Source organism: Sulfitobacter sp. HI0129, from assembly GCF_001635395.1.
In the GTDB taxonomy this organism is placed as follows: Bacteria; Pseudomonadota; Alphaproteobacteria; order Rhodobacterales; family Rhodobacteraceae; genus Sulfitobacter.
In genome coordinates this window covers 1-9,812 of sequence record NZ_LWGH01000246.1, presented here as the reverse complement: position 1 = coordinate 9,812, position 9,812 = coordinate 1, and the positions used below count along the sequence as shown (strand labels likewise).

Annotated in this window: 11 protein-coding genes; 9 read left to right on the top strand and 2 right to left on the bottom strand. The window is 62.1% G+C overall.

Features of this window, described 5'->3' with window-relative positions:
• The coding region (locus tag A3764_RS04475) for a thiamine pyrophosphate-binding protein (protein WP_269085013.1) at positions 1 to 832 on the bottom strand (832 nt) is incomplete at its 3' end.
• A gap of 108 nt (positions 833 to 940) precedes the next feature.
• Entirely contained in the window at positions 941 to 2,404 is a 1,464-nt protein-coding gene (gene pdxR, locus A3764_RS04470; protein ID WP_067924500.1) for a MocR-like pyridoxine biosynthesis transcription factor PdxR, read from the bottom strand.
• 196 nt (positions 2,405 to 2,600) lie between these two features.
• On the opposite strand from pdxR, the gene A3764_RS04465 reads away from it, so the two are divergent.
• From A3764_RS04465 to A3764_RS04425, 9 genes are all read left to right on the top strand, one after another.
• Entirely contained in the window at positions 2,601 to 3,320 is a 720-nt protein-coding gene (locus A3764_RS04465; protein WP_067924493.1) for a response regulator, read from the top strand.
• The gene (locus tag A3764_RS04460; protein WP_067924489.1) at positions 3,317 to 4,774 is read left to right on the top strand and encodes an ATP-binding protein; all 1,458 of its coding nucleotides are present in this window, start codon (positions 3,317 to 3,319) and stop codon (positions 4,772 to 4,774) included. Before A3764_RS04465 ends, A3764_RS04460 begins: the two co-directional genes overlap by 4 nt.
• A complete protein-coding gene (locus tag A3764_RS04455; protein ID WP_067924488.1) occupies positions 4,771 to 5,364 on the top strand; it encodes a L,D-transpeptidase in 594 nt (197 codons plus the stop codon). Before A3764_RS04460 ends, A3764_RS04455 begins: the two co-directional genes overlap by 4 nt.
• Positions 5,365 to 5,527: 163 nt before the next feature.
• A complete protein-coding gene (locus A3764_RS04450; RefSeq protein ID WP_443069045.1) occupies positions 5,528 to 6,076 on the top strand; it encodes a L,D-transpeptidase in 549 nt (182 codons plus the stop codon).
• A complete protein-coding gene (locus tag A3764_RS04445) occupies positions 6,076 to 6,531 on the top strand; it encodes a c-type cytochrome (protein WP_443069044.1) in 456 nt (151 codons plus the stop codon). The genes A3764_RS04450 and A3764_RS04445 overlap by 1 nt, the downstream gene beginning before the upstream one ends.
• A gap of 14 nt (positions 6,532 to 6,545) precedes the next feature.
• Positions 6,546 to 7,190, top strand: a complete 645-nt coding sequence (locus A3764_RS04440; RefSeq protein ID WP_067924478.1) for a cytochrome c — start codon at positions 6,546 to 6,548, stop codon at positions 7,188 to 7,190.
• A gap of 4 nt (positions 7,191 to 7,194) precedes the next feature.
• Entirely contained in the window at positions 7,195 to 8,085 is an 891-nt protein-coding gene (locus A3764_RS04435; RefSeq protein ID WP_067924477.1) for a c-type cytochrome, read from the top strand.
• Positions 8,086 to 8,100: 15 nt separating this feature from the next.
• Positions 8,101 to 9,489, top strand: coding sequence for a multicopper oxidase family protein (locus tag A3764_RS04430; RefSeq protein ID WP_067924475.1), 1,389 nt, complete (start codon positions 8,101 to 8,103; stop codon positions 9,487 to 9,489).
• Positions 9,490 to 9,584: 95 nt separating this feature from the next.
• On the top strand, positions 9,585 to 9,812 hold a 228-nt coding region (locus A3764_RS04425; RefSeq protein ID WP_236628014.1), incomplete at its 3' end, for a c-type cytochrome.

Below are 9,812 nucleotides of genomic sequence, written 5' to 3'. Positions count from 1 at the left end.
AGAAAGGATTGAGCCGGGTGCCCAGCGCCAGCACCACATCGGCCTTTGCGATCAGTTCCATCGCGGCCTTCGACCCGTTGTAGCCTAGCGGGCCGACGGAAAGCGGGTGCGAGCCGGGGAAGGCATCGTTGTGCTGATAGCCACAGGCCACCGGCGCATCGAGCCGTTCGGCCAACTGCCGCGAGGCGTCGATAGCCCCGCCGATCACTACGCCAGCGCCGTTGAGGATGACGGGGAATTTCGCCCCCGACAGCAGGCGGGCGGCTTCATCCAGAGCCTGTTCACCGCCCGAGGGGCGCTCGAACTCGACGATGGCAGGCAGTTCGATATCGATGACCTGCGTCCAGAAATCCCGCGGGATGTTGATCTGGGCGGGGGCGGAATGGCGCTTTGCCTGAAGGATCACGCGGTTCAGCGTCTCGGCGATGCGGGATGGATCACGGACTTCTTCCTGATAGGCCACCATGTCGCGGAAGAGCGCCATCTGCTCCACTTCCTGAAACCCGCCCTGTCCAATCGTCTTGTTCGCCGCCTGCGGGGTCACAAGCAGCAGGGGCGTGTGGTTCCAGTAGGCGGTTTTCACCGGTGTGACGAAGTTCGTGATGCCCGGGCCGTTCTGGGCCACCATCATCGACATCCTGCCCGACGCGCGGGTGTATCCATCGGCCATCATACCAGAATTGCATTCATGCGCCCCGTCGAAGAACTGGATGCCGGCGGCGGGGAAAAGGTCTGAAATCGGCATCATGGCCGAGCCGATGATGCCGAAGGCCTTTTCGATGCCATGCATCTGCAGAACTTTGACGAAGGCCTCTTCGGTGGTCATCTTCATGATGGGCTATCCTTGGGTGTATGAGAAAACGGGAATCCGCTTGGGCGCAGGGTATGCCGCGTCGCGGAAAGGGGTTAGGGCCAGTTTACCTGCCCGGTTAGCGCCAGATCAGGGGGCACTCTGTAGTTCCTCCGCGATCAGGCGAACACCGTCGGCGATCCGGCCCGCGGGGATGGACGAATAGGCAAGCCGGTAGAAGTTGGCAGGCCGGGTGCGGCCCGCGAAGAACCCGTGCCCCGGTTCAATTAGCACGCTGCGTGCCTGTAGCCTGCGGGCAAAGTCATCCGTGTTCACCCCTTCGGGCGCACGCATCCAGAAGGAGGAGCCGCCGTAGGCCCCGCGCCCCGCGATGGTAAGGCCATGATCTGCAATCGCCTTTTCCATGACGATACGCCGTTCGTGCAGCGCGTTGCCCGTGCGCCGGATCAGCGCGTCATAATGGCCGAGCGACAGGAAATATGACGCCGTTCGCTGAATATGCCCGGGCGCATGGCGCAGCACGGCGGCCCTGAGAGCGCGGGCTTCGCGAATGAAGGGTTCGGAGCCCACGAGGTATCCCAGCCGCAGACCCGGAAAGAGGGATTTGGAGAAGCTTCCGACATAGATCACCCGGCCATCCGTATCCAGCGACTTCAGCGCCGGGGACGGAGGTTTGAGGAACGACATCTCGAATTCGTAGTCGTCTTCCACGATCAGGGCATCCATTTCCCGGGCGCGGTCAAGCAGCGCCCGGCGGCGGTCGATCGGCATGGTTGCCGTCGTCGGGCATTGATGGCTGGGGGTTGAAAATATCACGTCGGTACTTGCCGGTATGACGGCGGGCGGCAGACCTTCATGGTCTACCCGTACTGGCGTCACGTGGCAACGGGTGTGCGAAAGGATGTCACGCAGTGCCGGGTAACACGGGTCTTCGAGCACGGCACGCCGTCGCTGGGTCAGCAGCACCTGCGCCGTAAGCCAGAGCGCGTTCTGCGCCCCCATGGTGATAAGAATTTGCTCGGGCCGCGCCGTGATGCCCCGGCGCGGGAGGGTATGCCGGGCGATGAATTCGATCAGTTGCGCGTCGTCCTGATCGCCATAATCCGTCGTAAGGGCGGTGAAATCACGTTGGCCGAGCGCCTGCAGCGCACAAAGGCGCCAGTTGGCGTGATCGAACAGGCTCGCATCCGCCTGCCCGTAGATGAACGGATAGCGATAGCGGTTCCAGTCCTGCGGTTTGGTGAGTGCGGCGCCCCCTGCGAAACGCTGACCGATAGCCCGCGACCAGTCGACAGCATCGAGCCTCCGCGCGGGCAGGGCAAATTCGGGCGGGGCCGGGGCATTCTCCGACACGTAGTAACCGGAGCGCCCACGACTCACGAGGTAGTCGTTGGCCTGCAGTTCGGTATAGGCGATCGTGACCGTGATGCGGCTGACGCCCAGATGGGCGGCCAGCTTGCGCGTCGATGGCAGTTTTTCTTTCTGCCGGAACCTGCCGGAGAGGATCCCCTGCGCAATCATCTGCTGGATCTGCTGCTGCAGCGTTCCCTGAGCTTCGGGGTGCAGGAAAAACGTTTCGACCGGTAGCGCCATCTTATTGCTCTACACTGGACCTATGCGATATTCAATCTGGCATTAGTCGTGATCGAATCCGCACGCCGTGGATGGGTGTGCAACCCCTGTGGTCGGCGCTATATTTCGCGATATGGCATTGGATACAGTTCGGTTACAAATGGTGACAAACCGGGAGCGGCAATCGGTTTCGATCTCGGATATACATGGGCAGGGTATGACCCAAGAGCCGCATATCCTTGTCGTCGACGACCACGCCGAAATCAGGGCGTCCTTGTCGCGCTATCTTGAACGCAATGGGATGCGCACCTCCGTCGCGCGCAACGCGGCGGAGATGGATCGCCAGCGTGCAAAGGCGAGTTTCGACCTCATCGTGCTGGACGTGATGATGCCCGGTGAAGACGGGCTGAGCGCATGCAAGCGGTTGCGCCGGGACAGCGATACCCCTGTTCTGATGCTCACCGCGCTGGGAGAGGATGACGACCGCATCGCCGGGCTCGACGGCGGGGCAGATGATTATCTGGGCAAACCGTTCAATCCGCGCGAATTGCTGGCGCGGATCAATGCGATCCTTCGCCGTAGTACGCGGGGTGCCCAGCGGGAGGCTTTCGCGGGGCACATGGTTCGGTTTGCGCATCTTGAACTGGATTACGATGCCCGGATGCTCAAGGACGCGGAAGGGGCGCGCACGCAGCTTACCTCGGGTGAGTTGAAGCTGCTTTCTTTGTTCTTGGAGCGGCCGCGCACGGTAATCAGCCGCGATGAGCTGCTTGAACTTAGCACCGGGCGCATCGCGGGGCCGCTCGACCGGACGATCGACAATCAGGTGAGCCGCCTGCGCCGCAAGATCGAGCAGGGGGATGGCGGCCCGAGGCTGATCAGTACGGTGCGCAACGCCGGCTACAGCCTGACCTGCGATGTCGAGGTTCTTGCGTGAGGCCATTCGTCCTGCGCCTGCGTACGCAGATCGCGCTTCTGGTGCTCGTGGTTCTGATTATTGCGCAGGCGATCAGCCTCTGGTTTTTCGTGGACGAACGTTCGCTCGCCGTTCAGGCCGCGATCGGAGCGGAAGCGGCTGGCCGGGCCGCAAACGTCGCCAAACTGATCGAGGGGGCGCCGGAAAACCTGCATCCCCAGATCATTCGCGCCGCGAATTCGCCGTTGGTTCGATTTGACCTGTCCGAAGAGCCGGCGGTCATGCATACCGATCACGACCCCGGCGGCGCCGTCGAAGCACGTGTCCGCGCCCTGCTGGGGGACGGCTACAGGCGTGACATCCGGGTGGAAATCCATGCGGTGGAACAGGAAGTCCTGCCGCTGCCAAACCTGTTGCCCGAGATGGCAGAACTGCATGTCGAAATGATGCGGGCGAGTCTTGCCGCGATCGAGCTGGAGCTTTCCATCGCGCTGGCGGGAGGGGAGTGGCTGAACGTGGGGACGCGGTTCGAGCGGCCTCCGCTGCAATGGTCGCTCGCCTCCAACGCTTCCTTTTTCGTGAGCGCGATCCTGTTGCTCATTGCGAGCTTCTGGTTCTTGCTCGCCCGGTTGACAGGGCCGCTCAACCGGTTGGCCCGCGCTTCCGAGCGGCTGGGCCGTGGGGCGGGGAAAGGGGCGATACCGGTGGTGGGCCCGCGTGAGGTGCGCGAACTGACCCATGCCTTCAACACCATGCAGGACAGACTTACCCGCTTCGTTTCGGACCGGACCCAGATGCTCGCGGCACTGGCGCATGATCTGCGTTCACCGTTGACCGCGCTTCGGGTGCGGGCGGAAATGGTCGACGACCCGGAGACGCGGCGTTCGCTCGTGGCCTCCAGCGAAGAGCTTCAACACATGATCGACGCGACCCTGGATTTCGCCAAGGGCGTCGGTCTTCACGAAGAAGTGCGCCCTACGGATTTGGCTGAATCGATCGAGGGTCTGCAAATCGCAAATCTGCAGGTTCTCGGAACGGCGCCTTTGATCGTTCCGGTGAAGCCCGCGGCAATGCGCAGGGCGCTCCGGAACCTGATCGAGAACGCCCAGCGGTACGGGGGCTGCGCCCGTGTGGACTGGAGCCTGAGCGATGATACGGCCCAAATCGTGATCGATGACGACGGCCCCGGCATCCCCGAAGAAAAGCTGGAATCCGTCTTCGATCCCTATGTGCGGCTGGAGACCTCCCGGTCGCTTGATACCGGTGGGCATGGACTGGGGCTTTCCATCGCGCGGAGCATCGTTCTGGAGCATGGGGGTTCCATAAAATTGTCGAACCGCGCCGAAGGCGGACTACGTGCGACCGTGGTTCTGCCGCGCGCTACAGAGGCGGAAACGCAGGAAGAAGATACGCGAGAGGCGCAGGGACGTGCGCTTCGTCCGATAGAAACGTCCCAGAGGAGAGAGCAGACATGAAAAGACGTGAGTTCCTGACGAGCACTATCGCGTCCATGGCTATGGCGCGGGGGGCCTTGGCCCATACCCCAGAACAATACGACGCGATGATTCCCCCTTCGGGTCTGCCCGAATCCATGCTGCCGCGCATCGTCGATTATCCCGAGGTGCCCGTGCCGGGCGAGATACATGTGAACCCAAACCGATTCGCGCTTTACTGGACGCTCGGGGGTGGAACGGCGCTGCGCTATTCCGTAGGGATCGGGCGGCAGGGGCTCTATGAGCCGGGCGAGTTCTACGTGGCGCACAAGCGCAAATGGCCGCCATGGACACCCACCCCCGGCATGATCGAACGGGAGCCTGCGAAATACGCGCGTTACGCCGATGGTATGCCGGGTGGGCCGAATAACCCGTTGGGCGCACGGGCGCTTTATCTTTTCGATCAAGGTGGCTGGGATACCTATCTGCGCATTCATGGCACGGACGATCCCTCTACCATCGGGCAGCGCGTCTCCAACGGCTGCGCACGGCTTACCAATGATCATATCGTGGAATTTTACGGACTTGTGCCCATCGGGACGCGGGTTGTATTACAGCCGGTCACTGGCTGAAGGTTGAAATGCACGCATCAACAGGCATCGCTGCCTTCGGGTACGTTACATAACTTTACAAAACACAGGCCCCTGCGTGGTTCTCATTACGCGCGGCTGGCTTATTATCCACAACAGCAGCAACGAGGAAGAGACAGGAATTATGTCCAACAGCAAATCATTGATGTCCCGCCGGTCGCTCATGCTTTCGGCGGGCAGTGCAGGCTTGTTCGCGCCTTCGATCCTGAAGGCCCAGGGTACTGCCCCGATCCGGCGCAATCAGTCCGCTTTCGAGCTTCACCGCTGGCAGGATCACTTCGACAGCATCGGCAGCGGTATCATTCTGTCTGATACGAACAACAAGGTTTTGCAGCACTGGACGGCCGATGGTGAAATGCGGATCTATCCGACTTCGGTGCCTGTCTCTGACGAATTGACACGGCGCGGTTATACCAGCGTAATCGAAAAGCGCGTGGCCCCCGGCTGGTCGCCCACGCCTTCGATGCTTGAGCGTAATCCGGATTGGCCTGCCCGCATCGAAGGCGGTGATCCGCGCAATCCGCTGGGCTCCCACGCCCTGTACCTGAGCTGGACCTACTACCGTATCCACGGCACGCAGGACACCCGGAAGATCGGGCGCGCCTCCTCCAACGGGTGCATCGGGCTCTATAACGAGCATATCGAAGAAGTCTTTGGGCGCACGCCGGTCGGCGCGCAGGTCAAGCTGATATGATCTCAAGAACCGGTTTGCTCATCGCTGCGTTTTTCGTAGTCGGGGGTGCGGTCGTGATCTGGCAGCAAACGCAGCCAGACACGATGGCTGGCCATTCGATGACGCCGCCTGATCTGTCGTCCGTGGAAGAGGGCGACCCGATCGTGGAGGTCGCTCTGCCGAGCGAGCTTTCGCAGACAGCAGAAGTGGGCAAGCGCGTGTTCGATACGTCCTGCGCCGCCTGCCACGGGGCGAATGCCGCGGGCCAGAACGGTGTCGCGCCCCCGCTCGTCCACAAGATTTACGAACCGAGCCACCATAGTGATGCGGCCTTCCTGCTCGCCGCGAAAAACGGCGTGCGGGCGCATCACTGGAACTTCGGCAACATGCCCCCTGTGGAGGGGCTGACGGATGCCGATGTGAAGATGGTGGCGGCCTACGTGCGCGAATTGCAGCGCGCGAACGGAATCAACTGAGGAGAAACTCCCCAATGGCGATGAAGTACTGGATTACGGCTGCTCTGACGGTCTCCTTCGGGGCTGCCGCGCTCGCACACAGCGGGGCGACCGGTGTCGTGAAAGAGCGCATGGACGGCATGTCGGCCATGAGCAAGGCGGTGAAGGCGATGGCGCCGATCATGCGCGGCAAGGAAGACTACGACGCTGACGCGGTACGTGCGGCGGCCGATGTTTTCATAGCCCATGCGGGTGAGGACATGGTCAAGCTGTTCCCCGAAGGCAGCGATGCCATGCCCTCGGTTGCACTGCCCGCAATCTGGGAAGAGCCTGAAGAGTTCGCGGCCCTCGCAGAAAAGTTGCAGGTCTACGCGACTGGGCTGAAGGAGGGTGCCGAGAACGGCCTCGCCAAGAAGGATGGCGGCGGCCAATCCTCGTCGATGATGGGGGGCAGTTCCGGCGGAATGATGGATACAGGCAGCGCGTCTTCGATGATGGGCGGTGGCGCTTCGTCGATGATGGGTGGCGGTGCATCTACCATGATGGGCGGCGCTGCTGCCGGTGAAGACAAGATGATGACCGTCGAAGAGGTCGCGGCCTTGCCGACGGACGCAGCCTTCGCGGCAGTCACGCAGACCTGCTCTGCCTGCCATCAGAAGTTCCGCGCAGAGAAGAACTAGCATCATGCGGGTTCTGCTTTGGTTGTTCACCCTGGGTGCGGTCGGAGCCGTTGTGACCATCACGGCCCTGATCTTCTGGCCGGTCGGCAATGCGGTGGCCGCAATCGCGCAGGCGGGTAACGCGGAACGCGGGGCCTATCTTGCCCGGGCGAGCGGTTGCATCGCCTGTCACACCAATGCCGAAGCCGGTGGCAAGCCACTGGCCGGAGGCGCGCCGCTGCCGACCGACTTCGGTCTTTTCTACCCGCCGAACCTGACGACCGATCCGGTACATGGTATCGGAGACTGGACCGTGCAGGACTTCGCCCGGGCAGTGCGGCAGGGCATTTCCCCCGACGGAAAACCTTATTACCCGACCTTCACCTATCCCTTTTACGGAAAATTCTCTGATCAGGACATTGCCGATCTATGGGCCGCCTTCCAGACGGTACCGGCGGTCGCAGAATCCGCGCCTGCGCATGACGTGTCCTTTCCCTTCGATCAGCGTTGGGGGCTGAAGCTGTGGCGGGCTGCCTATCTCAACCCGCCCAACGTCGAGCCGGTCGAGGGCAAGAGCGATGTCTGGAACCGGGGCCGCTGGCTGGTGAATGGTGCCGCGCATTGCGCCGCCTGCCATACCCCCCGTAATTTCGCAGGTGCGCGAATTCCCGGTGAGCAGTTCAGGGGCAACGATAAACTCCCCGTAGGGGGCAAGGCACCGTCTATCCGTGCGGACGACCTCGCAGAGGGTGGCTGGACAGTGGATGATCTGGCCTATGCCCTGCGTTCCGGCATCACCCCCAGCGGGGATGTGTTTGGCGGATCGATGGCGGAAGTCGTGCAATATGGCACAGGTTTCCTGACAGACGATGACCTGCAGGCGATGGCGACCTATATCATGGACAGTGATCCATAAGGGAATGTAACGACCATGCCTAAGTTGAGCCGACGCGAATTTCTTTCCGCCGCGGGCGCATTCGCCTTGCTGCCCCGCGGCCCGCTGTCGGCGGCCACGGGTATTACCCCCCTGAATGCACAGGTGGGCGACATCCAGCTTTTGCCGGAAGCCTATGGCACGACCTCCATCTGGGGGTTCGAAGGCCGGGCACCTGGCCCTGAAATCCGCGTGGCCCAAGGTGCGCGGGTTCAGCGCAAACTGCAGAATGCGCTGCCGCAGGCGACCTCTGTGCATTGGCATGGTATTCGCATCGCCAATGAGATGGACGGCGTGGCGGGGCTGACCCAGCCCGCGGTCGAGCCGAAGGCCGATTTCGACTATGATTTCGTGGCGCCCGATGCGGGGACATATTGGTATCACGCCCATAACCGCTCAACCGAACAGGTGGCGCGCGGCCTTTACGGCGCGCTAATCGTGGAAGAAGCTGATAAGCCGGATGTTGATCGCGAAGAGGTCCTGATCTTCGATGACTGGCTCATTGATCCGCAGACCAGCCAGATCGCCGGGGATTTCGATTCCCCCCATGCGCAGAGCCATGCGGGACGGATGGGCAACTACGTCACGACCAACGGAACCTACAACCTGACCGTGCCTGCAAAGCAGAACGAACGGTTCCGCCTGCGTCTTATCAACGCCTCGAACGCGCGTACCTTTCCGCTGCAACTGCACGGGATGGAAGGCTGGATCATCGCACTGGATGGCATGCCGCTCAAAGAACCGCTTGCGGTGACGGAACCGATCATCCTCGGTTCCGCCCAGCGGGCCGATCTTATCGTGGATGTGGTAACGGAACCGGGCGAGGCCGCGCATATCCTGCACCTCGACCGGCAGGAGAGTTTCAGCCAGGTCGCTTTTGAGGTCGACAGCAAGGCGTCCGAAAGTCGCCGGGGCCAACCCGCGGCCCTTCCTTCGAACCGGCATGAGGTTGTAGATCTGGCCCAGGCCACCCGGTTGAACCTGAAGATGGAAGGCGGCGCGATGGGCGGGCTGCGTTCGGCCACGCTCAACGGTCAGCCGAAATCGATGGGCGAGCTGGTGGAGGCGGGACGCTTCTGGGCGTTCAACGGTTCCGCCGATGGCATGGATAATGAGCCCTTGGCAAAACTTTCCCGCGGGGAGCATGTGCAGCTCAGGGTGACGAACGATACCGCCTTCCCCCATGCCATCCACCTGCACGGGATGCATTTTAATGAAATGGGGGAGAACGGTGTGCTCGGCCCACTGCGCGATACGACGTTGATTGAACGTGGTGCGGCACGGGAGATTGCTTTCGTGGCGGATAACCCGGGCCAATGGCTGCTGCATTGCCATATGCTGTCGCACGCGGCATCGGGCATGACGACTCGGATCGTGGTTTCATGAATCGCGCGGCGCTCATCTCCGGTCTGGGGCTGGCCGGTCTGGTGGTGGCCGGAACGATCATCTGGAGCATCTCGGATGACAAGGGCGTCGCCGCGATGGAAGAGATTGCCGGTGACGTCGCCTTGGGCAAGGCGATTTACGATGACTATTGCGCTGCCTGTCATGGTGCCAATCTCGAAGGGCAGCCGGACTGGAAAAGCCCCGGCCCCGACGGTCGCCTGCCGGCCCCGCCCCATGATGAGACGGGCCATACCTGGCACCACCCAGACAGCATGTTGTTCGCCTATACCAAGCTTGGGGGCAGCGCGGTGATGGCCGAGCAA

What these genes read in the sequence shown, in the direction of transcription:
- pdxR (WP_067924500.1), bottom strand. Translation starts at nt 2,404, where the DNA reads ATGGCGCTACCGGTCGAAACGTTTTTCCTGCACCCCGAAGCTCAGGGA.
- A3764_RS04465 (WP_067924493.1), top strand. Translation starts at nt 2,601, where the DNA reads ATGACCCAAGAGCCGCATATCCTTGTCGTCGACGACCACGCCGAAATC.
- A3764_RS04455 (WP_067924488.1), top strand. Translation starts at nt 4,771, where the DNA reads ATGAAAAGACGTGAGTTCCTGACGAGCACTATCGCGTCCATGGCTATG.
- A3764_RS04450 (WP_443069045.1), top strand. Translation starts at nt 5,528, where the DNA reads ATGTCCCGCCGGTCGCTCATGCTTTCGGCGGGCAGTGCAGGCTTGTTC.
- A3764_RS04440 (WP_067924478.1), top strand. Translation starts at nt 6,546, where the DNA reads ATGGCGATGAAGTACTGGATTACGGCTGCTCTGACGGTCTCCTTCGGG.
- A3764_RS04435 (WP_067924477.1), top strand. Translation starts at nt 7,195, where the DNA reads ATGCGGGTTCTGCTTTGGTTGTTCACCCTGGGTGCGGTCGGAGCCGTT.
- A3764_RS04430 (WP_067924475.1), top strand. Translation starts at nt 8,101, where the DNA reads ATGCCTAAGTTGAGCCGACGCGAATTTCTTTCCGCCGCGGGCGCATTC.